The sequence below is a fragment of the Labilibaculum euxinicum genome, from assembly GCF_009795715.1.
In the GTDB taxonomy this organism is placed as follows: domain Bacteria; phylum Bacteroidota; class Bacteroidia; order Bacteroidales; family Marinifilaceae; genus Labilibaculum; species Labilibaculum euxinus.
In genome coordinates this window covers 1-26143 of the sequence record NZ_WTCR01000017.1, presented here as the reverse complement: position 1 = coordinate 26143, position 26143 = coordinate 1, and the positions used below count along the sequence as shown (strand labels likewise).

Here is a 26143-nt window from a genome sequence, read left to right as displayed (position 1 = left end):
AACAGCTAGATAGGAATCACAGGCTTATTTTTTGTCAATCCAAATAAATGCAATACCAATATTCAGTTAAAAATGTCGTTTGATTATTGTGAAACAAATTTCATTCCAGTAGATTTGCTGTTCATAAAAAAAAGTAGAAGATGAGTCCAACATTCCCTCAAAAAGTAATTAAATATTGTCCCAAATGTGGTGGAGCAGAGTTTCTTTACAAAAGTGATAATTCATTTTTGTGTGAGAACTGCCATTTTCATTTGTATGTAAATGCCTCTGCTGCAGTCGCTGCTTTAATAGTTAACGAAAAAGGAGAGTTGTTACTTGCCAAACGAGCTGTTGAGCCCCAGAAAGGGATGCTCGATTTACCAGGAGGCTTTGTGGATGTAATGGAAACAGCAGAACAGGCACTCTGTCGTGAAATTAAAGAAGAGTTGAATTTAGAAGTTGCAGAATTGTCCTATTTTATGTCTTATCCAAACGAATATGTTTTTGGTGGATTATCTGTATTTACCTTAGATTTGGCCTATATTTGCAAAATAAAATCTTTTAAAGAAATTGATGCAAATGATGATATTTCTGGATTTAAGTTTTATGAGACAGAATCTATTCCTTATCAGGAAATAGGATCTGTTTCAATGAAGGAAATTGTTAAATCTTTTGTAAAAAAATACAAGCATGATATTTAAATATTTTAAAAACGTTTTTGTTCTTTCCATATTGTTACTTGGTGTTGTTTCCTCTTATAGTCAAAAAAGAGAGATAACTTATGAAGCTCAAGTGATGAGCCAGTTTTCCGATAAGGGCACCATGCCTTTTTGGTTGGTTAGTAATAAGTATGGTATTATACCAAATGAAAATAGTGGTGTTGTAAATTTGCGAATTTACAGTGATTCACATGTAAATAAACAAGGACTGAAATTTAATTATGGGACATCAATTATAGGAAGTCAAGGTGGAGAATCGGAGGTTTTTATTGATGAACTGTACGCTTCAGCAATATGGAATGGAGTAAGTGTTGATTTAGGAATGCAACATCGGGATGTCCAATTTGATGGTTTGTCTGTAACTAATAATGATTTGCTTTATTCAGGTAATGCCAGAATGTATCCGGAATTAAAATTTCAGTTAAAAGATTTTATCTCTGTTCCATTTACGAATAATTTGTTGTGGGTGAAGGGTAGTTTTTCTAATGGAATTATGCTGGATGATAGATATGTTGACAAAACTAATGTCCATCACAAGAATGCGTTTTTAAGAATTGGTAAAAAGGAAGGATTGTCATTTACGATTGGGTTGGATCACTATGCTCAATGGGGAGGAACCTCTCCTAAATGGGGTAGTTTAGGAGGTTTTGATGCGTTTGCAGATGCTGTTTTCGTAAGAGGAGGTAAAGTGTTAGTTGACGAAAACGGGAATCAATCAATAAACGAGAGTTACAACAAATCAGGAAATCATATCGGACAAAATATGTTTGAGTTTTCATATTCGACTTCGAAAATAGAATCGGTGTTGAGTTTTAAAAATATGTACGAGGATAAGTCAGGTGATTTTAAGCATATCAATAAGGTGAAGGATTGGAATATGAGTTTCTTTCTTAAATTCAAAGAATCAAAATTGATTTCATCCTTTATTTATGAGTATTATTATACCAAAGACCAAGGGGGCTACAGCATTCGTCCAAATCATCCAATTGAACCGGTAATTGGGTTTGATGGGTACTTCTCTAATGGTATTTTTCAATCAGGTTGGACAAATCATCAACGAATTATTGGTTTGCCTTTGTTTACACCATCTCTTGCAAATGGTGAGGTGAATGGCATTACAAATAATGCTATTGTGGCTCATCATTTAGGAATTACAGGTTTTATAGGGAAATTGAAGTACAAAACCCTGCTTACTTTTTCAGAGAACTATGGACGGGCATTGCTTGTAAATGATGGGCAGGGGAATCAGGAAGAAAACTATTCAAAAAGTTATACCTATCCTGATGGTCTTGCTCAGCAATCTTATTTAATGGAGGTAATTTTTCCAAGATGGAAAGCAGTACCATTTGAAGTATTAGCAAGTATTGCCATTGATCGCGGTAAATATTTAGACAATAATATTGGTTTTCAAATAAAGTTGGTTAAAAAAGGGATTTTGACCGGAAAAAGATATTAACTATTAAATGATACCAGAGAATGGTTTTGACATATTATGTTGTAAAATTCCCTTATAAAATAGTCTGGAATTTTCTTAATTTACTAAAGCGAAGAACAGAAATTGTATTCTATTGTGCCAATGAATTGGATTTAGAGATTTTTAAGAACGTACAAAGACATCTGAAACCAATTACTATCGTTGCAAAGAATCGCAGCCTACAAAAGAAATTGCTTGAAAAAGGAATAAAAGCAAGGGTGATGCCCGTATTTCCCAAGGCAGTGATAATGTGCCGTCAGGCATGTTATTTATTTCCGGAATCAAAAATTATTAGAATTGGGATTGCGCATGGAGCATATCATTTTAAACCTTTTGCCAATGTAAATGGACACAATATGTTTAATCAATTTCATTTTACCAGTTCAAAAGAGGTGGAGGAAGCCCGATTGATTGGAATTACATCTGGGGTTGGCTTAGGTTTCCCAAAAATGGATGATGCTTTTAATGGTACTTACTCTGAAGAGGTTCTTGGTAAGTTGAAGGAGGAATTAAATATTGATCCTAATAAAAAGACTGTTTTGTTTTCAGCTACTTGGGATGGCTCGCAAATGTCAGCAGTTCACGAATGGTACAATAAATTATCCAATTTCACTAATGAATACAATGTTTTGGTTACTCTTCACGTTTGGACTTCAAAAAAATATAAAAGTGTGATCAAGAATACTCCGGAAGTCATTTATATTGAGTCGCAGGATATTACGCCGTATATCATGATTTCGGATATTTGTGTTGGAGATACAAGTTCAATATTATCAGAAATGAGTGCTTTATACAAACCAATAGTTTCTTTTAAAGTCCCGTCTGTAAAAAGAACTGTTCCTGAAGTCCGGGAAATTATTAAATCGATTAGTTTTCAGATTGAGAAAGTTAGCGAATTGGATGAAATGTTAGAATATGCCTACCAAAATATAAACCAAAAGAAAATTGATCAGGAGGTAGCAAATAAACGAATGTTTGAAACATTAGATGGACGGGCGGGAGAACGTGTGGCAAATAAAATTATTGAGTTATTGCCTGAACTTGACAAAAAAGAGGGACGGAAGATTTCGGAACTAAAAATACGTTGCAAAGTAAATAATGATTATTCGTTTCTGTCAGATTTTGTTAAGGATTTGCCATATATTTTTGAAAAACAGGGGACTTGTATTTATGAAGGGCGAAATACAATCAAAACTTTTAATTGTGGAGGGCTCTTGGTTAATGTAAAATCTTTTAAAATTCCACATTTAATTAATAAAATTGCCTATGCATGGCTGAGAGGTTCAAAAGCCAAACATTCCTATTTGTATGCAATGAAATTGATTAAAAAGGGAACCAGTACTCCAGAGCCGGTTGCTTGTGTAGAAGTGTTGAAAAATGGATTATTTAACCGCAGTTTTTATGTGAGTATTCACCAAAAATACGATTTTACAATTCGTGATTTAATTGGATTTGAATTTCCAGATAAAGAAAATATTCTTAGACAATTTGCAGTCTTTACTTATGAGAAATTACATAAGAATGGTGTTCATCATCTGGATTATTCAAGAGGGAATATATTAATAAACCGATTGGCTGATTCTAAATATAAATTTAGTATTGTCGATATTAACAGAATGAGATTTGAAGAAATGGGCTATCAAAAAGGTCTTCAAAACTTTTCTCAGATTTGGGCAAACGAAGATGAATTGGAAATTGTTGCTCGGGAATATGCAAGAATAAATGGTATGAATGAAGATGAAGCAGTAAGACTCTTAATTGAATTTGATGAAAGTCACAAGACAAAAATTAAGCGGAAGAATGCTATTAAAGCAAAGTTTAAAGGACTTTTTTATTGAAAGACCTGATCATTGTAGATGAAAATATTTATCAAGGAATCCTCATTGGAGAATATAATTAATTGAAGACGTACTGGAAGGTGTTGAGGTTAGATCTGATATTAACTTTGTTGAGAACAAAGAAGAACTTGGTGTTCTGGGAGAGAAAATATTATATACTGGTAAAATTGATGAATTTCTTGATTGTTAACTAGGTAAGCTGGAATATAGAAGTTTTAATTTTGAGTTTGGGTCTCAGAATAAAACTGTTGTAACAAAAGAATATCTGCATGAATTTGGTAGGGATAATGAGCCTTACTATCCTATTTAATGATGATAGGAATAATAAATTACTGAAAGAATATCAGAAATTGGCGAAAGCTTCATACGAAAAGTATATTTTTGGTGGGCGTTTAGCTGACTATAAATATTACGATATGAACGATACTATTGAAGCAGCCTTATTACTTGAAAAAAAAATCTAAAATATAACATGAATATATTATTGGTTTGTGATCAAAAAATTCCAGCCTTACTTTATGGAGGTACAGAGCGTATTGTTTGGTGGCTAGGAGAAGAACTAAATAAAAGAGGACATAAGATAAGCTTTTTAGCAAAGTCAGGTTCCACTTGTCATTTTGCCAAAGTATATACTTATGATCCTGATAAGATGATAGGAGAGCAAATACCTGAAGGCATTGATATGGTTCATGTTCATTTTCCTATTGAGGAAGAGTTGTCTATACCCTATATTTCGACTTTACATGGAAATAGCAAGCCTAGCCAAGAGTACGATCTCAATACTGTATTTATATCTAAAAATCATGCAGAGAGGCATGGAAGTTCTGCATTTGTATATAATGGATTAGACTTTGATGAATATGGTTCTGTAAAATGGAAAATGAAAAGGGATCATTTCTTGTTTTTAGGGAAAGCGAGCCGTAGTAAGAAAAACTTAAAGGGTTGTGTAAAGATTGCAAAGGCCTTAAATGAAAAATTAGCAGTAATTGGAGGGAGAGGCTTACCTCTTTCTAAAACGGTACGTTATAAAGGATTTATTGGAGGAGAGAAAAAAAGCAGGGTAATTAATCAGTCAAAAGCACTTCTATTTCCTGTAATTTGGCATGAACCATTTGGTTTAGCAATTGTAGAAAGTTTATATTTTGGAGCACCTGTATTTGGTAGTACTTATGGTTCATTACCAGAATTAATACCTTCAGAGGTTGGGGTAACATCAAATTCATATTCGAAATTAATTGATGCAGCGAGAAATTATGAAGAATATAATGCAAAATATTGTCATGAATATGTTTGCGATAGTTTTTCTGTTAAGCTAATGTGTGATGGTTATCTGAAAATGTACGATAAAGTATTGAATGGTCATACTATAAACATGAGTATACCAATACATCAAGAGAGTGTTGATATAAGGCATTACTCAATGGATGATTAAATAAATAGATTTTCAAGGAAGCATATGGAATTTACAGTTACGTTACTAATTACCACCTATAATAATCCTAAGTTTTTAGATTTAGTTTTTCGCAGTATTTTAAAACAGACTGTGATGCCTAACGAGATTGTTGTAGGAGATGATGGCTCGAAAGAAGAAACAAAGCAGGTTATTGATCAGTATAGATCCATGTTTCAATGTAATGTAAAACACATCTGGCATGAAGACAATGGTTTTCAGAAATGTAAAATTTTAAATAAGACCATTGCTCAAGTTAGTTCTGATTATATAATTCAAATAGATGGGGATATAATGATTCATCCCAGATTTATTGAGGATCATATATCTGTAGCAAGCTCAAGACAATTAATTTGTGGTAATAGAAGCTTTGTACGTAAAAAAAGAACGATGAGATTACTTGATAATCCATCGAGTAATAATTTGAATCTGATAGATATTAAAAAGAGAAAGAGATTCTTCAGAATTCCAAAACTATCTCTGCTGTATCGCAACAAAAGGAGTGATACCTCAAGAAAAGGGTCTTTAGGTTGTAATTTTGCTTATTGGAAAGAAGATATTGTAAAAATAAATGGCTACAATGAAGATTTTACAGGATGGGGTTATGAGGACATAGAAATGGTAGAGCGATTAATGAACTCAGGTGTAAGAAAAACAACCTTATTGTTTATGGCTGTTGAATATCATTTATATCACCCTAAGAGTGACAGGGCAAGTTCTGAAAAGAATAAAAGGATGTATTATGATTGTGTTGATGGTGATATTGCATTCTGTGTTAATGGAATAGATAAGTATTTGTAGTTGAGTATAACGTAGTAAAGTATAAGTGATATTTCAAGGGTTAAATTTATAAGAGTTTGCCCTTTTTTTTTTCATAATCTGCTCCCCCAACACCAAATCTCCTTCAAAAGTAATTTTGATGTTGGATTCATCACCTTCAACAATGTAGATAGCTTCTCTTGGTAGATATTTCAATACAACACCACAATCATCTGTTGCCACAAAATCAGGATCTTTTAAAGCAATTTCATAAGCTGATTTAATTGCATTGTAAGGGAAGGCCTGTGGCGTTTGTGCTCTTCTTAAAAAACTTCTTTGTGGAACAGAAACAATTTTGTTTTTCTCGTCAACTTCAAAAATGGTATCAACAGTTGTTATGGCAACAGCAACTGATTTTCCAGCATTAAGTTCTCGAATTACATTAGAAATAATTTCGCTGGAAACAAAGGGGCGTACAGCATCATGAAAGATTAAGTTGATATTTTGTTCTTCTTGATAGGCATGAATAGCGGCGAGACTTGAATCACTTCTTTCTTTACCTCCCGGCAAAATGTATCTCACTTTTTTGAAGTTATTCTCTTTCACAATGCATTCAACTTCATGAATAAAATCGGCATGAATAATTATGCAGATTTCGTCGGTTTGAGGATGATTTTCAAACGCTTCAATAGAATGCTGAATGATTGGTTTCTCTCCAAGAATCAGGAATTGTTTAGGTAATGATCCTCCCATACGTTTTCCGCTTCCTCCGGCCAATATAACAGCAATATTTTTCATCTGTTTATAATTTTTATTCAGTTGTCAGATGGAACTTACCCTTTGCAAATAATTATTTACTTACGGACGTTTCGTTTTTCTGATTTAAATTAATGTATCGAAATTACAATTAAATCGGCGTTTTAAAAAGCAAAAAAGAACCGCTCCAAATGGAAGCGGTTTGTTTTTTTTAGTAGAGCAGGAGAATTGTATTTTACTGGAAGTGCCCTTTAATGTCTCATTTCTAAAGTCTATTTAAAAATATCGTATTCTCCAACATCCGAAAGAATTTCATATCCATCTTCAGTTACTAAAACGGTATGTTCAAATTGAGCGGATAATTTCTTGTCAATCGTGCGTGCTGTCCATCCATCTTTTTCATCAACAACGGCTCTTGGTTTTCCGAGATTAATCATTGGTTCAATGGTGAAAATCATGCCTGCTTTCATTTTTGGTCCGGAATTTTTGGGAGCGATATGCTCAACCTGAGGTGCTTCGTGAAAGTCGATACCAACACCATGACCACAAAATTCGTAAACAACACTATATTTTTTTCCTTTCGCAAATCTTCCGATCATAAATCCGATATTGCCAAAGTAGTTGCCCGGTTTCACTTGCTCAATTCCCAAATACAAAGCATGTTCGGTATCTTCAACTAATTTTGCTGCTTCCTGCGAAACCTCACCAATTGTAAACATGGTACTGGTATCACCATAGTAACCATCCAGAATTGTAGTTACATCAATATTCAAAATATCACCATTTTTAAGAATGGTTTTTTCATCCGGAATACCGTGGCAGATCACATCATTTAAAGAAATACAACATGATTTTGGAAAACCATGATAATTCAACGGAGCTGGTATTGCACCATTGTTTCGAATGTAGTCTTCAATCAACTGATTTAAGTATTCTGTGCTAACTCCTTCTTTAACGAAATCGCTAATATATTTTAGAGTATTTCCGGCTAGCTGAGCACTTTTTCGAATCCCCTCAATTTGCTCCGGAGTTTTAATAATAATTTTACTCATAATTTTGTGTTCGCAACAACCTGATTGTTTTGCATATTTAGAAAGGCAAAGGTCTGCATAGAAATCGAATTATGCAAATCAAATAAGACTCAAATTTCAGGTGATTTGTTAATCCGACCGAGTTGGATATCTGATGGAGTTAACGCTGCCAGGAGCTTCGAACTCATATCACTTAAATCAATCATTAGGTTTGACATGACTTCAGTTTTTAGTTAACTGACTACTAAGTACCGGTTACTAATTACTTTTTAGATTAATGAACTAAATAAAAATAGAAGAGTTTAGATTGTTCAAAGAGGTAGTAAGCGAATTCGGCTTATTAATCGTTTTTGAGTTGCTTTTTAAATTCATCTAAATGAGATAAAGTTTCTTCGTCGAGGCTTGGTTCCACCATGTCTTTGTAAGATTGCAGGTTTTGAAGTATTGTTTCAGCTACAATCAATCTGGCAGTTGCTTTATCGTCTGCAGGAACAACGTACCAGGGAGCAAAGTCTTTCGATGTACGATTAATAGCATCTTCGTAACATTCCTGATAAGCACTCCACGATTTTCGTTCTTTTAAATCATCTTTGGAAAACTTCCAGTTTTTTTCTTTTCGGCGAAGTCTTCGAAACAATCTCTTTTTCTGTTCGTCTTTTGAGAGGTGTAAAAAGAATTTTAAAATAATGGTACCACTCTCGGCAATGTGCTCTTCAAAATTTATTATCCGTTCCATGCGCTTGTGATAAAAGGCATCGTCCAAATCGTTAAGACTGGTCACCGAAGGAATGTTTTCACCCAAAATATATTCCGGGTGTACCCGTGTAACCAAAACATTTTCGTAATGGGTGCGGTTAAAAACACAAATTTTGCCCCTTTGCGGCAACGCAATGTAATGCCGCCATAAAAAATCATGTTTTAATTCTGCAGAAGTAGGAGCTTTAAAACTATGTACCACAACACCTCTGGCGTTTACATCTTTAAACACTTCTCTCACCAAACTATCCTTTCCGGATGTGTCCATTCCCTGCAGGCAAATAAGCATATTGTATTTTCCATGCGCATACATAGTGTCCTGCAATTCGCTGATTTTTCTGCGGATGTGTTTTAGCTTTTCTTTAGCACCTTCAATTTCTTTGAACGTGTCTGTTTGTGCTAAGCTTATTTTTTTTGAGATTTTATATTGATCGATATTCATAGGGAAGTTTATATTCAATTAAAAATAAGTATTTTTAGTGGCTTATAAAATTAATATTTATTTGGAATTGTGAGCTTACATGTACTGTTTTGGTGGTGTTCAGTTTAATTGTTATTCTTTGTGCATGAGGTTTTGTTCCTATGGATCAATATTATAAATTTTCCCAATACTATTTTAAAAGTACAATCAATATTATTACTCTTTTGATATGATGAAATTTGTTAGAATATGTTTTGTTTTCTTTTGTTTGATAACAACTTACAGCCTTGCCAAGGGGCAATATTTTAGTACGGGACAAGACCCTGCTTCCATAAACTGGAAACAAATTAATACGAAGGATTTTCAAATTATATTTCCTGAAGGTTACGAACAAAAGGCCGGATATATGGCAGCCATTTTTCAGGATTTACTCTTAAAGGGAGGGAAGGATCTCCAACATCAACCTAAAAAGTTTTCTGTTGTAGTGCATACCCAAAGTGCAACCACAAATGGTATGGTAGCTTGGGCTCCGAAGCGAATGGATGTTTATAATACTTCTGCACCCGATAATGATGCTCAGGTTTGGATTGATCATGTAACCACTCATGAATTCCGGCATGTTATTCAGATGGATAAATTAGAACAAGGATTTACGCGCTTTTTGAACTATGTATTTGGTCAGCAATCTACCGTAGTTGTGGTTGGGCTGTATTTGCCTCCCTGGTTTTTGGAAGGCGATGCGGTTTGTACTGAAACTGCTTTAAGCGAATCGGGGCGGGGACGCCTGCCGTTTTTCGAGCAGGAACTGCGGGCTCAATTGATTGAAAAAGGAAATTATTCTTACGATAAGGCAATCAACGGATCGTATCAGGATTATGCAACCGATCGTTACAAATTGGGTTACTATTTGGTGGGTAAAGCAAGAATACATTACGGAGATGAATTGTGGGAAAAAACACTGAATAGAGTTGGGCGAAGACCTATAGGGATTACCAGTTTTGCTGATGGAATTAAGCAGGGAATGAATGGGAAACGGGATGCTGTATTCGATTCGTTATCAGAAAAACAAAAAGAGATTTTTGCCAAAGGAATAAAGGTAGAGGATATTGATTGGGAACAGGTAAAAGAGAAAAATACCCGGGCCGACGGCAAGCTGATGTTGTATTACGATACCATGAAGGAATTGCAATGGGAATGGGAAGTGCAGGATGCTCAATTGAATTTGACTGATTTTGTGCCATTGGCAAATCGTGAGGGAATATATACCAACAAACGCTTTCCCCATGTTAACGAATCGGGTGAAGTAATTGTACTGAAAGAAGGTTTGGCTGATGCTGCTTATTTTGAGAAAATCAGTAAAGAAGGAAAACAAGAGAAATTGTTCGTGCCCGGATACGATTTTAATACAGGGTTTGACTACAAAAACGGAAAACTGATTTGGTCGGAACGGAAAGAGCATTTGCGTTGGGAAAAAGCCGATAAAAGTGTTTTGGTAATTTATGATACCAAATCAAAAAAGAGAAGCAAAATTAACAACAAAAACTCTTTGTTTGCACCGGCTTTTTCAAAGGATGGGAAGCAGATTGCTGCAGTTGAAACAGATGAATTGGGTGATAATCATCTGGTAATAATCGATGCTGAAAGTAAGCTGATCGAACAACGAATTGATGCTGGAAAAGGTGAGTTTATTTTATCACCAAAGTGGGATGGGAACCAATCGATAGTATGCATTTTGTTGAATAAAAAAGGAAAGAAATTGGTATCTCTCGATGTAAATACAGGAAACAGAACCTGCTTGTTTTCTTCAGGGAAACAGGAAATATCTCAGCTAGAGGTAAGTCATGATCATATCTTTTTCACTGCAAGTTTCACGGGAATCGATAATGTGTTTGTTTTTGATAAATCGAGTAGAAAAGTTTATCAGGTAACATCATCAAGGTTTGGTGCACGCGATCTGCATGCGAATGGTAATCAACTTTACTATTCCGATTACACATCCGATGGCTATTTGCCTGTAAAGACAGATTACCGGGTTAGTAATTGGAAAGAGTGGGAGAGTGATTATTCGTCATTCGAATTGGCAGAAAGTCTATCTGAGCAATTGAGCGAAAAATTAGCTCCTGATACAACAAATTTGGGCCGTTTCGAGGTGAAGAACTATTCGAAATTGGGCCATTTGTTTAATTTTCATTCCTGGGCACCTCTGTTTATCGATGGACTGGAACAGGAATCTGATATTGGCGTATCTGTGGCTTCTCAAAATAAGTTGAGTACTTTGTTGACTACCGTAGGGTATAAGAAAGAACAGGGCTATAAAAACGGGCAGTTTTATGTGAACATGTCTTATCAGGGATGGTTTCCAATTATCGACTCAAAACTGACTGTGGGGAATAAGGAAGCGCAGTTTGCGATGGAGGCAAATAGAATATCACCTCTTCAGAAAGACACAATCTTAGTGTATCGCACATTAAAACAATGGGGATGGGAGAATAGTATCAAGTTGCCGTTCGATCTTTCAGGAGGAAAATATTCCACACGCATTATCCCTAAGGTAACCTACAATTTGGCAAAGCTGGCCAATATAAAATATACTCCTTTGGCTACTACCCAAACGAATTCATTAGGATTAGGGGAGTATGATTTTGGCGGTAAAAATATTACTCAGGAGATCATGGAGTATCAGATTTTTGCCTATAACATTTCAAAAACGGCTCCGCGCGATGTGCAGTATCAATGGGCACAAGTATTGGAACTGAACTATCGTCACACACCATTTGGCGATTCAAAACTGGGTGAAACCTGGTCGGCCGAAGGGCACTTGTATTTCCCTGGATTTGTGAAGCATCATGGTATTAAATTGTATGGCGGATACCAAAACCGTTCCAGCTACAATTCCCGTTTTTCAAATATGATTAAAAGTCCGCGAGGAATGACTGATATTTATGGTAAGGATATTTTTTCGACAGGCTTTGATTATGCATTGCCTCTGTTTTATCCAGACTGGAATATGGGACCATTGGCTTATTTTAAACGAATAAAGATGAACGCTTTTGTAGATTACGGATATCAGAAAGGAAAAGTATCAGATGTAAATCAGAATCTATTTGCCTATAATGATGCATTCACATCTTTTGGTGCTGAGCTAAGTACCGATTTGCATGTACTTCGCTTTTCGGCTCCTGTCGATTTGGGTATTCGTGTCGGATATGAGGATCAAACGGGTAGCATGTTTGCTAATTTGTTGATATCCTTTTCGTTGAGTGCGTTTTAGCAGAGGGTGATCCGGAATGGTTGAACTTGAATAAGCGTATGCAAATACGGCTGTAAATGTGAGTAATTGTTCCGGTCAATACCAATCAATAGTTTGCTTGAAACAAACTGTATCCGATTGGTTTCCAACAGGCAAAATTATTTGTATTTGACTTGCCTTTGTTTCAATTGGGAAAAGTATTTTGCCACCAATTGTCTTATTGGGAGGCAAGGTTGTTTTCAGCAATGCCTTGTTCTCCAAAAAATCAATATTCGCAGCAATTGATTTTAATTCACTTTCCTTTTCTTTGTTCCAGGCAAGCTCTTTCTCTTCCCAGGTTTCATAGTTTTCATCATCTGTATCGATCCCAAAAATAAGATTAATTGAGCCTTCAATTAATCCATCGGTTAGTATATCTCCAATACTCTTATCTTTTAAGCTATATGGATTTTTTGCAGCGATTAAGTTTGTCTTGTTTTCCCGCATTTGTTCAAGTGCTGCATCCGGATTGACACATTGCACATGTATTTGATCTGTAGAAACGTAATTTTTTGGATAAACAGGACAATATGTAAATTGTGAGGGATCAATAATCAGGCTATCTGCTGAGGTGTTTTTGAATTGCACATCGAACACCATTTGCCGTTGAAACATTCCATCGGGAGTCATTTGTAATTCGTACGAATCACTTTGCAGTATAGTTCTTCTCAATTCCTTGTTTATGGGCTTTACGTTTAATTGTTTGATGTTATAGACTCCCTGATGAGCACATCCCGTTAGCAGAAAGAACAGGATGAGGGCAAGGCTGTTTGTATTCATTGTGATTTGGTTTAATGTAGATGTCGTAAGCATGTTAATCTTTACTTTCATATCTTACGACAATTATCTGCACGCTCACACGTACTATGCTTGGCAACTATTCTTAGTATCCATAGCTGAGAAAATACATAAACACAAATTATTTTTTGATCTCTTGTACCCGATATAAATTATACAACTTTTTATTGTACGGATAATCCCAACATCCCATTCTATGGTATATATTTCCACCAAATCCTTTCTTGTAAATATGAACTCCATGTAAAGGATGAGCCTGATTTAAGTTAGGAGCAGAACCAAACATATCATATTCAGAACATCCCCATTCTTTTGCAATTCGTATCGACTCCCATTGCAAAGAATAGCTTGCCATTAAGTTATTTTTACAGGATGTAGATGCTCCATATAAATATGTTCCCCGTTTTTTTGATAAAACCAAAAACATTGATGAAAGAAAACTACCGCCAAAATCAGCCATTAACATTTTAACGCTTACTCCTTTTTTACTGTTGTCCTGATTTTTTAATATGGCCGCAAAGTATTCTTGATTTTGCAACGGCATGTTATGACGCATAGCTGTTTCTTGATACAATTTATACCATTGTCCCATATGGTCAATACCATATTCAAGTACTCTGATTCCTTTCTTATTTGCTTTTTTTACGTTATACCTAGTATTGTATCTCATATTATTGAGCAAATCCTGGTCTTTTAAAGTCAAATCAAGAAAAAAGGTATTTTTTGGCAAATTGTCCTCTATGCTTTTGTGTAAATTCCAATTAGCCGTATTAAAATTTAGTCGGTATTCCTGAGTTGCACTTGGTGGTGGTCCTATCCAATTTCCATGATTGTCAAAATACTCCTCTTCAAGTGCCCACTGATTCTCCCAAATCAAATCGTAACGAATAAAAATGCAGTTTGGTGGAAGAAATGGTTTTATAGATTCAGATAATTGTTCTAAAAATAATCCTTGATTTTCAAATGCAGGTTCTAATTTTGGCCCGTATGGGATGTATGCAAAACAATTAACATTATCTACGTACTTGATTAAAACCAATAAATCTTCACTTTTTTTTTCCAAAGAGTTAGCTGTGCTAAATAATAAATCCTTTGAGATTGTCAACTCAAATCCCTTTGGAATAAATCCTTGATTTCTTTTTACGCGTGCCCAGAAAGGAGTTTGAGGTAATATATTTGTAGTCTTAAATTCTTCTATATCTTTCTTCTCTAAATTACAAATCATCCTTTTTTTGTTACAAAATTAAATAATAAAATACTTAATATGAAACGCCCGTGACAGGAATTTGTGACACACACAGGAGGATGATTATTCCAGTATGGTAATCCCGAAAGCTTTCGAAACCATATCACCACTCATTTTAAGTTTGTGATTTATTCAATTCTTTATCAATCCTGAAATTTTATCTTGTATTTGCAACTATCATCTCCTCTTCTAATTGATGAAATAACTTCTGCCGATGCAGGAATCCCGGCGACAGTAGAAAACATTTTTTCAGCAAATCCCTCAGAACAAAAACACATTGCAGATGAATTAATTCCTTTTTCATGATTCGAGATTGGACAAACACAATGGTTCTTATTTTCGTCTGCAATTAATGTTTTAGTAGTTTTATTGTAATCAATCTTCCAATTCCATTTATCCTCAATAAAATTAATGAATTTGTCTAAATCACCGATATAATTGGATAGCATTTCATCCATTTTCAGGTTGTTATAATGTACAATAGATGATTTTTTTAGAACTCCTCTTATTAACTCTTTATCTATTTCTATATCTAAGTTTGATAGTACATTCGATATCCATTCTTGAATTAATTGATTGCCTTCATTTTGACTTGTTGTTTCGGTATTTGTGTTGTCGTTACCCTTAGCTGTTAGCATAATAGAACTAAATCCGCATAGACAAGTTCCAGATACACAAAGTTTTTTGATGAAGTCTTTTCTACTTGTTGACATGTTTTCTCTTTTTTTTTAATGTAAGCTATAATAATTTCAGGAATTCTCAATTTGACTTAACATGACGTTTAACGGTAAATTTTATAAGTAGAGGCAAATTTCGTAGTAATTCCCTGTCAAACTACTACGCTGTTTGAGCGGACTACAAACCTTGATATTTACACATCACCTGCCATTACTTATACAAAGTGTGTGTGCCTTGAATGGTAAATTTAGTAAAAGTTCTTTTATGTTGTTAAGTTTTATAGAAAGCAAGTATAGAGGGTGCAAGTCTCTTATGCACTGGGGTGATTCCTTGGAAGCATTAGAGCAGGAGGTTGGGTTGCGGCGAAGCTCTCATGAACGCCAGAAATAATACACATGGTGAATAGTCCAATTTTGAGAACGACTATTATTCTGGAAAGGTTGCTGAAACGCGGTTATGAATCTATGCCCGACATTTACAAACAAATCATGCCAAATAGACTTGATTCCTTATTCCCCATAACTTAATGAACCGCCGAATACGAGATCTGCATGGTTCATGCTGAGCTTGCGAAGTATCCGGTGGAGTGAAAGCCTCTCCCTGCTAGTGATTACCAGCGGGGCGGGCTATTCAATTAGGCACTGACGGTTTAATTCTCCAGCATATTTATACTGTTATCAATCCATTGTTGTATCAAGGTCACAGTGGATTTTTTAATTGGTAATAACCTCAAGAAATATTGATATTATTGGATTTTAAATGCAATAGGAGCAATTAAATCCATTTTGTCAGGAAGTGTAATACTTAATCCTTCTTTATCAAATTTATATGAAATAATATTCCCTCCGAGTATCTCAACTTGATCAAATTTTTTGCTGTAATATTGGTTATTAGGCGACAATGATTTAATCATTACCTCCTGTCCTTTGCTAGGTAGTTCCATGACCACAGCATAAAGAACATCTCCTTTTTGGGTAAACCTGATATCTTCTGAAGTGTAAGGTTCTCCTTTACCTTCATTAAATCCCTGTGCATTAATGGGATTTGCATTTTCTGCATTTGGTCCTTCACCATAAATTTGCCAAGGACGGGTTTCGAAAATACATTCGCTGTTAATATCCATCCATTTTGTAATATCCTCCACAACTTTCAATTCCTTTTCATCAATAGAACCATCGCCGCGAACAGGAATATTCAGTAAAAGATTACCATTTTTACTGACAATATCGACCAATAATTGCATGACTGTTTTTGCTGACTTGTATCCACCTCGGTTGTATATCCCGCGGTCGTAGTGCCAACCTCCAATACATGTGCACGATTGCCATGGTTTCTCCTGAATAGTATCAGGTGCACCACGCTCTACATCCCAAACCATGCATTCTTTTTGTTCATCGGAAAGTATTTTACCAAAAAGAACAGCCTCCAGCTTACCCTCATGTCGTTTAATATTTGAGTTATAATAATGTGCAGCTATTTCAAGTCCAACATTACTTACAGGCCATAATGGTAATGCGGTGTCATCAAAATAAATTAGGTCGGGATTAAACTGGTTAATCATGTCTACGGTACGGTTATAAAAATTTAAGCAATATTCCTCTGAAGGAGGAGTAGCACCATTTTCCCAATTCCATTGTTTATGAATGCTTCCAATATCGGCACTCTCAGCACTTGACAGGTGATTCTGCGCATATAAATTTTGAGGATCCAAACCTTCCCACCATTTACCTTTGCCATCTTCTTTCGTCAATTTTCCATCATAAGGAATGCCTGCATATTCTCCTTCGCTATCAGCCATCTGAGATGACTCATACCACCTCCAGGCATGAGCTGAATGAATACTCACTCCAAAGGGAAGATTATTATTTTTGGCAGCTTTAGCCCAACCTGCCAATATATCTTTTTGGGGGCCAATAGCAACAGAATTCCATTCCTGATATTTACTGTCCCACAAATCAAGATTATCATGATGGTTCCCCATTGCAAAAAAGTATTTTGCGCCAGCTCGTTTATATAAAGCAACTAATTTTTCAGGATCCCACTTCTCAGCTTTCCATTCATTTATAACGTCTTTAAAACCGAACTCGGATGGATGACCATAATGCTCCAAATGGTATTTATATTGCCAATGCCCCTGAGAATACATATGTCTTGCATACCAATCTCCGGCTTCGGGTTGACATTGGGGACCCCAGTGTGCCCAGATACCAAATTTGGCATCACGAAACCATTCAGGTATTTCGTACTGTTTTAAAGATTCCCAATTAGGTTCAAACTTTCCTGTCTGCATTTTTTCTTTTACATTCTCTTTACATGAAATCGTTGAGATAATGCAAATGAATATTATAATAATACCTTTCATTTTCATGATTCATTCATTTTAAAATATTTAGTAGCCATGTTATTTTATCGATTAAGTTTCATTGTGCACGGATCGCCACTTGTGACTAACGGATTTTGGCTATGAAGCGTGGCTCGTGTTGCGCCCACGGCAAGCCAATGATTCATAAGTCAATGTGTGCTTTGAGTGGTAAATTTAGTAAAAGTCCTTTTATGTAGTTAATTATTATGGAAGAAAGTCCAGAGGGGGCAAGTCCCTTATGCACTGGGGTGACTCCTGGAAGCATTAGTCCCGAGGCCTCGGGAGCAAGGTAGTTTGATGAGCCATGGATAGTTGGGCTCCTGCGAAGCCTTTTCAAATACCTTACTATAAATGATTTTATGAGTCATCGCTCTACGGCGAAGTCTTAATGAATACCTTATTGTGAAATTATTTTATGAATAAATCCGCTTGGTTTATGCTGAGTTTGCGAAGTATCCGGTGGCGTGAGAGTTTTTCCGCTAGACTAATAACCTAGTGGCTGGTACTCGATTGTGTACCGTTATTACTTAATTCATAAAAAATAGTATGGTGTTGATTAATTCTTTCATATGATTATAATTTGTTTTTTAATTGCCATATGGTCCCGAAAGCTTTCGGGATTACCATGCTGAGATAATCATCTCCCTGTGTGTCAAAATCGCTTTGGCATGGACGTTTCATATTATTCAAATATCGGTACTCCTCTTGTTGTGAATGACAATCCTTGTTGACCATATGTTGAAATCATTACAGCCTCAAACAATGGCGGATTTTTATCATTTATTTTTGCCCAGTCAAAAACGAAATTTGCTCCTGAACCTCCCTCGATATCTTGTTCTTCTATTATTATTTCTAAGGTTTCTAGAGGTTTTAAATAAATGGGGTTTTTAATATACTGTCTAATGTTTTCTCCAATGGTATTAAAATAATCAGCTTTTAAAATATAAACTGAATCGGTTAGTGAAATATTTCGAATACCAACAGTAATTGTAAGGTCAAATGTCCTATGCTCGTGAACATGATATATATGAGAGTAAACAGGGAGATAGGTTTTCCCCTGAAAATAGTCATCAAAGTTGCCGATATTAGTTTGTTTACTTTTCCAGTCAGCCTGCTTAATCGGATATTTATCGGTTTCCTTTCCACTACAAGCATTAATAATCAATGCGATAGCTAATATTTTAAATATATTTCTCATTTATATAAGTTTCTATTTCTTGGTCATAAATTTACAATAAATTTTCATGTATGAAGTTCTGCCTAATGGCACACAACGGCAGTCTGTCTAAAAACTCATTTGACTACCCATTTAGGATCTAAATATAGCGGTTTTTAAGGATATTTAACCAGTACAAAGGCTTTAAGCGTAGCAAAGTGAAAGCTATGAGATGGCTAAGGCGTATCTGTAATTGTTATCCCAATCTATTTTATCATTGGACATTAGGCTATCAGTTAACCTAAAATTGAATTGACTGCATAATAAGAGCCGTATGAAACGAAGTTCGGCGAAGCCAATTGAGAGATTTATTGCCTGTCCCGATTTTTTTCGGGATACGGTTCTGTGAGAAGTTAGGGGTGAATTGAAAATCGACGAAGTCAAATTCCCCTAGCTTACTCGACTAGCTTCCGTATTTAATTCATATTTAGTTAAAATGAGCAATTTTAATAATAGACCTGACAATTATTTTGATTGTAATAGATTGTTCAACTTTCTTTGTACATTCTCTGTCTCTTCAATTTCAAGGGATTTCTCATAAAATGTGATTGCCATTTCTGCTTTACCCAGGTTGCGATAGCAATCTCCCATAGCATCATATACTCGAAAACTGTTTGGGTAATTCTTGACATTTAGATCATACAGCGCAGATGCTTTGTCATACTGTTGCTCAGACATTATAATGTTTCCAAATCGGTTGATGGTGGTTTCTGGTGGCAAAAAGGTATACCCAAAGTGATCAGAGATGTTTTCAAAGTGCATAGTGATTGTATCCATCAATTCCTGTACCCCTATATCTGTCCCTTCCTGAAACAAAAACTCCTCATCAAAATTATACCATTCGAACAAGGACCGAAGCGCATCATAGATGGCAATAAAAGGCACGCCATTATGATTGTCATTTGGGTAAAATCTCCAATCAAAATTAAGTCCAGATGATTTAGAGCAAATTTGATTGAACTGCAAGATCGTTCTCATGTGTTCAGATGATTTCAAGGTATCATTTACAACCGAGCTTAGATCTAAGCCCTTTGGAAGCCTGTTAGCTACTGCTAAGTAGAGGGACTTTCTATCAAATCTTTCATTTTTTAATATTTGGCTTGCCTCTTTAAAGAAGTTCATATGATCCCATTTGATGCTTGGGTCAATTGTTACGTAGTTATCAAAAAACTCAGAATGGTGAATTAAGGTATTAAGCACAAATAAACCTCCCCAGGAATGACCAATAAGTGTACGATAGGGTGTAGTAGGATATTTTTCATCAATATAAGGGACCAACTCCTTTTCCAAAAAGTCAGAGAAATTTTCGGCTCCCCCTGAATTTGGGAGATAAGATACTTGACTCGGGGTTAAATCTCTTATTCGATTGACATTTGGAATCGCTACAACAATCATTTCAGGAAGAATGGTATTGCCATTGGACACACTTAGCTGATGAAGCATACCTACCGTTGAGTAAAAATGGGCTCTTCCATCAAGAACATACAAAACCGGAAATTTCTTTTGTGAATCTTCAGCACTTCTTGGTATGGAAATCCATATTGGTCTATTCTCTTTAAGTATTGCCGAATAAATGCTATCGACAATCCCTATTCTTATTTCATTTTCTCCTAATCCAATTGTCGGGGTTTGAGCATAAGTATTAAAAACCAATAGAAATAGGATACTGCTAATTATTAGTATTTTCTTCATAATTTTTATAGTAGCTAACGTCAGTCTGTCTAAAAACAAATCAAACTGCTGGATTGAATTTTAAATATAGCGGTTTTAAGGATACATAAAAATTGAAAATGCTTTTATTTGGAAATAGAATTGAGGCTCTTATTTGGGCGACACTTAACTTTAATAGCAGTATTAATTCAAGAAAACAGGATAAAAGACGATGCATAAAACCCGTGTTTTATTACCTACATCATCGTCTGATAAAGTGGATATTGAACAAATACAAAGGCTTTAAGCGTAGCAAGGTGAAAGCTGTGAGATGGTTAAGGCGTATCTGTAATTGTTATCCCAATCTATTTTATCATTGGACATTAGGCTATCAGTTGACCTAAAATTGAATTGACTGCATAATAAGAGCCGTATGAAACGAAGTTCGGCGAAGCCAATTGAGAGATTTATTGCCTGTCCCGATTTTTTTCGGGATACGGTTCTGTGAGAAGTTAGGGGTGAATTGAAAATCGACGAAGTCAAATTCCCCTAGCTTACTCGACTAGCACCTGTTTTTTTTCCATTCTTCTTGTAGGCTATTACCAATAGAATTGTTGCAATTACAATTATAAATAAACCTGGTCGCAATTCAATAGCCTGTCTATGACTCCACCCCCAAAAGCCTATTAAGTATAGAACTAAACACACTAATTGAACTATAATATATTTACTTTTATTTTTTATTAGTTCAAGTGAATTACCAATTACAATTAATCCAAGAGAGATACTGGTAATACTTAGAATCCAATTATGAAAATGATAATCATTTAAAAAAGTATATCCCGTCCAGCCAGTAAATGCTCTGTATGTTCTTTCTCCATCAACGAACATTTTAAAATGTCTAATCCATCCCAAAAAAGTGCTAATAATTATCAATAATGTCAAAAACGAAGACCATATCAAGTACTTGTTTATCACAGATTTGTTTTGTTCAATAAGCTCGATGTCTAAAACTTCAAATATTAAGTCAAGAGTTTTTCTTCTTGGTGTAGCTTCATTATTTTCTATTCGTTGAATTGTTCTCAAATTCACTTTTGCTTGTTCCGCTAAATCATCCTGAGTCAAACCTTTTTTTAATCTTCTTTCCTTTATTCTTTTTCCAATTTCTTTCATGAATCTTAAAATTTAATTATTCAGGTAAAAGTATTCATCAAGTCCTCAATTTGTAGCGATTTCTATACGACATTTTTACGGCATTTACTGATTTATACGGATTTTGCTTCAAATTGGTGCTAACGGTAAATTCTATAAGTAGAGGCAAATTTCGTAGTAATTTCCTGTCAAACCGCTATGCAGTTTGAGCGGGCTACAAATCTTGATATTTACCATATCGCCTGCCATTACTTCTACAAAGTGAGTGTGCCTTGAAGTGGATATTGAACAAATACAAAGGCTTTAAGCGTAGTAAGGTGAAAGCTGTGAGATGGTTAAGGCGTATCTGTAATTGTTATCCCAATCTATTTTATCATTGGACATTAGGCTATCAGTTAACCTAAAATTGAATTGACTGCATAATAAGAGCCGTATGAATTGAGAGATTTATTGCCTGTCCCGATTTTTTTCGGGATACGGTTCTGTGAGAAATTAGGGGTGAATTGAAAATCGACGAAGTCAAATTCCCCTAGCTTACTCGACTGTGCACAGTAATTTATTCATATACTGCTATTTACTATCCTCAATTTCTTTAATCAGATTAATATTGTAAATCTCAAAAGCTGTCAATTTATCTGAAACATCTTTAAATCTCGGATTATACCAATCCATTTGAGAAAAATAATCAGTAAGCTCTTTATCTTTGAAGATGTATCCATAGCGTGCAAAGAACTCATTTCTCAACAACCTCAATGTCTTTTTATCAAGTTTAAGTAAATCTTGTCTACTAAATATTTCCTTTGTAGTTCTTACTTTCTCAAATGTTCCGTTAGTTTTCAGGATATAATGTTCATAGTTGATTTTTTCTTTAGTCTCAACACCGTCCAATCCATCAACAGAATCTGGAAGAGAATATTTGTAATCAACAGCCTGAGTTGTATGCTTATAAGTCTCAATCAAAGTATCTGCAAATATTTCATAATCATTATATGAATAACTAGCTGATGACATATCCGCATCACAATGTTGAGCCACATCCATACTCGAAATCCATTTACCTTTCTTATCGAATGTTGTTAATATAATATTAGAACAAGCTCCTCCTGTCGACATATTAAATGTAAGTACTGTGTTTTCGTTGATTAAAAAGTGTTTGAATTCATTATCACCGTAAAATGCACGATATGCGTCTCTCTCATCATACCAATCTGCACCTATAAATGAATCTACCATATACTTTGACAATTCTCCGTATTCATCAGTTTTTGACACAAAATAATCAAAGCTCAATGTATCAAGTTGTTTATTAAGTGAACTTGAAGCATTAGGTTTTTCAATCTGTAATATTTCTTTATTCAGAACGGTCCTAGAATCACTACTATCATTTTTGTTGCTTTGACATAATATGATTATTATCAAGAATCCAATCGTAAAAAAATGTCTCATAATCAGTTCTTTGTTTGCAGATGGTCTGCGATTATTGTGCACAACGTTTTACAATATGAAACGGTTGGGTTTTCGGGCAGCGTTCTTGTCCACCGAAAAGAACGATTAAGCGAGAACCAAACTCTCGCAAACCACTGAACCCCAACTGTTTTGTATTGTGTGTTGTACGGCGTTTATTTTTTATATATCTCTTTCAATTCACTATCAATATCAGTATTGCTCCATAAGACTGGATTATCAAACCCATTAAATAGAATCAAGCCCCAGGCATCTTTCATTTTTGTCAAATCAACCATGAAGTTTGATTTATCCTCTTTTATAAAATTGATAAATCTTTTCTCTCTCGGAGCAAAATATGTTGGAATATCCAGACTTTTTAAAGTATCTATTGCTAACTGGTCATAATATTGATTGTCACTCACTACTTCATTCCAATCATCCCCCATCTCTTTTTGTTGCTTATTAATCCATGAAGTATCAGGAATCACTGAAATCGCACAAATTTTATTAATCAATCGAATTTTAGACGTATCCTTTATTTGAACCTTTGCCAATGCAAAATCCAGCTTAATATGACTATGAAAATTTCCACCTTCCAATTTTCTATCTTGAACAGTCAATGTGTCAATCTCTGTAATCTCAACCTCTTGTTCATACACAGTTTTAACATCGTTATCAATACTATCTTTGACATTTAATTTATTCTCTTCAGATTTATTTTGGTTTGATTGACAAGAATTAAAAATCAGGATGATACTTAATCCTATTAAAAATGGAAATCTAGTCATAGTTTATTTTTTAAATCAAGTTAAAAATTATTCATGTTTGCAGTCTACCCAAATGCCCTACGGTAAATTCTATAAGTAGAGGCAAATTTCGTAGTAATTTCCTGTCAAACCGCTATGCAGTTTGAGCGGGCTACAAATCTTGATATTTACCATATCGCCTACCATTACTTCTACAAAGTGAGTGTGCCTTGAATGGTAAATTTAGTAAAAGTCCTTTTATGTAGTTAATTATTATGAAAGAAAGTCCAGAGGGGGCAAGTCCCTTATGTGGGGTTACTCTTGGAAGCATTAGAGCAGGTGGTTGGGCTACGGCGAAGCCATCATGAACGTCAGAAATAACAAACATGGTGAATAAAGTCTAATTTTGAGAACGACTATTACTCTGGAAAGGTTGCTGAAACGCGGTTATGAATCTATGCTCGACATTTACAAACAAATCACGCCTGTTCGACGTGATTCCTTATTCCCCATAACTTAATCCCGATTCCTCGGGACTGTATACGAGACCCGCTTGGTTTATGCTGAGCTTGCGAAGTATCTGGTGGTGCGAAAGCCTCTCCCTGCTAGTGATTACTAGCGGGGCGGGCTATTCGATTAGCAAACGTTTTTCGTTAATATGTCAATTTTTTGAGTTTCTAATTCTGCAATTTCTAATTCACATTTTATCACATTATCATGTGTTGCCTTTTGTAATTTAAGCATTTCACTAATACTAAATTTAATATTATCGAGTAAATTTTCCTTTGTTTTTTTTTCTACAGTTAAATCTGCGACTAAGTTTTCATTTTCAGTTAACTTAGAATTGGCTTTTAATGAAAGGGTAGTATTTACATACTCCCTTAAATCATTTATTTCATTTTTCAGATTGGATAGTTTTACATTTAAATTTCCTAAATCATTTTCAAGGTCTATTTGATTTTGTGACATCTGTTTAATTGTTATTGTACTCTTTGCCTCTTTTTCATCTAATTTGATTTTAGTGTCAAACAATGAGCCAATTCTTGACTCTAAAGAGTTAAGATTCTCATTCTTCAAAAGAATAAAACGGCTCTTTATATAAGGTACATATATTGTATCAAAAAATTCAAAAAATGAATGGGTTGTCATACCTTGTCGTGCATTCCATTTTACATAACCGCTAATCAAATGGTCTAATTCACCTCTTTTATATTCCAGATATGCATCTTGCATACGATTATTGTAATAGTTTGAAATATTTTTGGGTTGAAATATTTTTAAGAGAATCAAACTTGCAAAGATTAATACAATAAAAAGTTTACTCAATGTAGCTAATTCTTGATTTTCTTTCTTTTTCATTACTTCTTCAAAAGCCTGTTCGCGAATTGAGGCAGTTTGCTCTCTATCTAAATATATATTGTATTTACTTTGTAGAAATTCAGTTTTACCATTAGCTAAATCAGCTAGTTCTTTATCTTTATTTTTTCTTAAATTGTTTAATTCCACTAATTTGTCATCTTTCCTCTTCTCTATTGACTTTGCTATTTTACCATACCCTTGAATATTCCCTGTTTCACCTCTTGTTCCTCCTACTTCTTTTTCAAAGTCTTCAGATAATCTATTATACTCTTTATTACATCTAGCAATATCTTGATTATAATACTGTTCGATTTTCGTAACAAGTTGACTTTCAAGATTTATTTTATTAATCTTGAATTGTTCATTAATTTCTTCACTAAGTACTAATTTTGCAGCAGCAGGTGCAGTGTAGAATACACTAATTGAGACTAATGCTATTCTAGATGTCAAAACTAATGTTGGTTTGCTGAAAATGTATTTTAATAAAAAACTTGTGATAATCTGAAATCGTCTTTTTTTCTTTTCGTCATCCTTTTTTTCGTAATTTGATAAATCCAAGTTTATTATTTGAGCATCAATGAACCATATTGTAAGTGCAATAATTAGCCCTATTAAAATTGGAAATAGGAAACTCTCTTGTTTAAAAAAATATTCTCGTAATAAATACCCCCAAATTATACCTTCTGAAGCAGCAACGAAAATTGCCAAAAAGCACATGCCGACTAACCAATTTTTAGAATCAGTTGTTAACAAATTACTCCTATATGGTCTTAAAATAATGAAGTTCAGAAATGAAATTCTATTATCAGTTTTTAAATGTTTTTCTTTCATAGATCTATATGTTTTAGGATCAGATTTCGGTCATTTTCTATGCTGCTGTTAAATGTTTGCTAACGTCAGTCTGTCTAAAAACTCATCAAACTGCTCAATTAAGTGTTAAATATAGCGGTTTTAAGGATACATAAAAATTGAAAATGCTTTTATTTGGAAATAGAATTGAGGTCTTATTTGGGCGACA

20 protein-coding genes are annotated in these 26143 nt (G+C 34.6%); 7 read left to right on the top strand and 13 right to left on the bottom strand.

Annotated features, from left to right (window positions below; translation table 11 throughout):
* Nucleotides 1–140 precede the first annotated feature (140 nt).
* The 6 genes from GQR60_RS18230 to GQR60_RS18205 all read left to right on the top strand — a co-directional run bounded on the left by GQR60_RS18230 (nucleotide 141) and on the right by GQR60_RS18205 (nucleotide 6261).
* Complete coding sequence (locus GQR60_RS18230; RefSeq protein ID WP_124994313.1) at nucleotides 141–680, top strand: NUDIX hydrolase; 540 nt, start codon at nucleotides 141–143, stop codon at nucleotides 678–680.
* Entirely contained in the window at nucleotides 670–2154 is a 1485-nt protein-coding gene (locus GQR60_RS18225; protein ID WP_124994312.1) for a capsule assembly Wzi family protein, read from the top strand. The genes GQR60_RS18230 and GQR60_RS18225 overlap by 11 nt, the downstream gene beginning before the upstream one ends.
* 20 nt (nucleotides 2155–2174) lie before the next feature.
* Nucleotides 2175–4010, top strand: a complete 1836-nt coding sequence (locus GQR60_RS18220) for a CDP-glycerol glycerophosphotransferase family protein (protein ID WP_124994311.1) — start codon at nucleotides 2175–2177, stop codon at nucleotides 4008–4010.
* A 287-nt stretch (nucleotides 4011–4297) separates the two neighbouring features.
* Nucleotides 4298–4474 (top strand): hypothetical protein, encoded by a 177-nt coding sequence (locus tag GQR60_RS20005; RefSeq protein ID WP_191991650.1) that lies wholly within the window; start codon nucleotides 4298–4300, stop codon nucleotides 4472–4474.
* 8 nt (nucleotides 4475–4482) lie between these two features.
* Nucleotides 4483–5442 carry a glycosyltransferase gene (locus tag GQR60_RS18210; protein ID WP_124994310.1) on the top strand — a complete coding sequence of 320 codons (960 nt, stop codon included), beginning with the start codon at nucleotides 4483–4485 and terminating at the stop codon, nucleotides 5440–5442.
* Nucleotides 5443–5466: 24 nt separating this feature from the next.
* On the top strand, nucleotides 5467–6261 hold the full coding sequence (locus tag GQR60_RS18205) for a glycosyltransferase family 2 protein (RefSeq protein ID WP_124994309.1): 795 nt from the start codon (nucleotides 5467–5469) through the stop codon (nucleotides 6259–6261).
* Nucleotides 6262–6294: 33 nt separating this feature from the next.
* Here the strand turns inward: GQR60_RS18205 and GQR60_RS18200 are convergent, their stop codons facing one another.
* From GQR60_RS18200 to GQR60_RS18190, 3 genes are all read right to left on the bottom strand, one after another.
* Entirely contained in the window at nucleotides 6295–7017 is a 723-nt protein-coding gene (locus GQR60_RS18200; RefSeq protein ID WP_124994308.1) for an IspD/TarI family cytidylyltransferase, read from the bottom strand.
* A gap of 230 nt (nucleotides 7018–7247) precedes the next feature.
* Nucleotides 7248–8027: a type I methionyl aminopeptidase gene (map, locus tag GQR60_RS18195; RefSeq protein WP_124994307.1), complete on the bottom strand. Its 780-nt coding sequence runs from the start codon at nucleotides 8025–8027 to the stop codon at nucleotides 7248–7250.
* 319 nt (nucleotides 8028–8346) lie between these two features.
* Nucleotides 8347–9204 (bottom strand): PPK2 family polyphosphate kinase, encoded by an 858-nt coding sequence (locus tag GQR60_RS18190; protein WP_124994306.1) that lies wholly within the window; start codon nucleotides 9202–9204, stop codon nucleotides 8347–8349.
* A 208-nt stretch (nucleotides 9205–9412) separates the two neighbouring features.
* Here GQR60_RS18190 and GQR60_RS18185 point away from each other — a divergent pair, with 208 nt between their 5' ends.
* Nucleotides 9413–12454 (top strand): hypothetical protein, encoded by a 3042-nt coding sequence (locus GQR60_RS18185; RefSeq protein WP_124994305.1) that lies wholly within the window; start codon nucleotides 9413–9415, stop codon nucleotides 12452–12454.
* A gap of 75 nt (nucleotides 12455–12529) precedes the next feature.
* Here GQR60_RS18185 and GQR60_RS18180 read toward each other — a convergent pair whose 3' ends face one another.
* The 10 genes from GQR60_RS18180 to GQR60_RS18130 all read right to left on the bottom strand — a co-directional run bounded on the left by GQR60_RS18180 (nucleotide 12530) and on the right by GQR60_RS18130 (nucleotide 25956).
* Complete coding sequence (locus tag GQR60_RS18180; protein WP_124994304.1) at nucleotides 12530–13252, bottom strand: hypothetical protein; 723 nt, start codon at nucleotides 13250–13252, stop codon at nucleotides 12530–12532.
* A gap of 139 nt (nucleotides 13253–13391) precedes the next feature.
* Entirely contained in the window at nucleotides 13392–14495 is a 1104-nt protein-coding gene (locus tag GQR60_RS18175) for a lipid II:glycine glycyltransferase FemX (protein ID WP_124994303.1), read from the bottom strand.
* 164 nt (nucleotides 14496–14659) lie between these two features.
* Nucleotides 14660–15229 (bottom strand): hypothetical protein, encoded by a 570-nt coding sequence (locus GQR60_RS18170; RefSeq protein WP_124994302.1) that lies wholly within the window; start codon nucleotides 15227–15229, stop codon nucleotides 14660–14662.
* A gap of 710 nt (nucleotides 15230–15939) precedes the next feature.
* Entirely contained in the window at nucleotides 15940–17562 is a 1623-nt protein-coding gene (locus GQR60_RS18165; protein ID WP_124994301.1) for an alpha-L-fucosidase, read from the bottom strand.
* 676 nt (nucleotides 17563–18238) lie between these two features.
* Complete coding sequence (locus GQR60_RS18160) at nucleotides 18239–18754, bottom strand: DUF3124 domain-containing protein (protein ID WP_124994300.1); 516 nt, start codon at nucleotides 18752–18754, stop codon at nucleotides 18239–18241.
* A 483-nt stretch (nucleotides 18755–19237) separates the two neighbouring features.
* On the bottom strand, nucleotides 19238–20464 hold the full coding sequence (locus tag GQR60_RS18155) for an alpha/beta hydrolase-fold protein (RefSeq protein ID WP_124994299.1): 1227 nt from the start codon (nucleotides 20462–20464) through the stop codon (nucleotides 19238–19240).
* Between the two features lie 507 nt (nucleotides 20465–20971).
* Nucleotides 20972–21595: a helix-turn-helix domain-containing protein gene (locus tag GQR60_RS18150; protein ID WP_124994298.1), complete on the bottom strand. Its 624-nt coding sequence runs from the start codon at nucleotides 21593–21595 to the stop codon at nucleotides 20972–20974.
* A 549-nt stretch (nucleotides 21596–22144) separates the two neighbouring features.
* Nucleotides 22145–22864, bottom strand: a complete 720-nt coding sequence (locus GQR60_RS18140; protein ID WP_160463521.1) for a YARHG domain-containing protein — start codon at nucleotides 22862–22864, stop codon at nucleotides 22145–22147.
* A 329-nt stretch (nucleotides 22865–23193) separates the two neighbouring features.
* Entirely contained in the window at nucleotides 23194–23808 is a 615-nt protein-coding gene (locus GQR60_RS18135; RefSeq protein WP_124994296.1) for a hypothetical protein, read from the bottom strand.
* A gap of 594 nt (nucleotides 23809–24402) precedes the next feature.
* On the bottom strand, nucleotides 24403–25956 hold the full coding sequence (locus GQR60_RS18130; RefSeq protein ID WP_124994295.1) for a hypothetical protein: 1554 nt from the start codon (nucleotides 25954–25956) through the stop codon (nucleotides 24403–24405).
* Nucleotides 25957–26143: the final 187 nt, after the last annotated feature.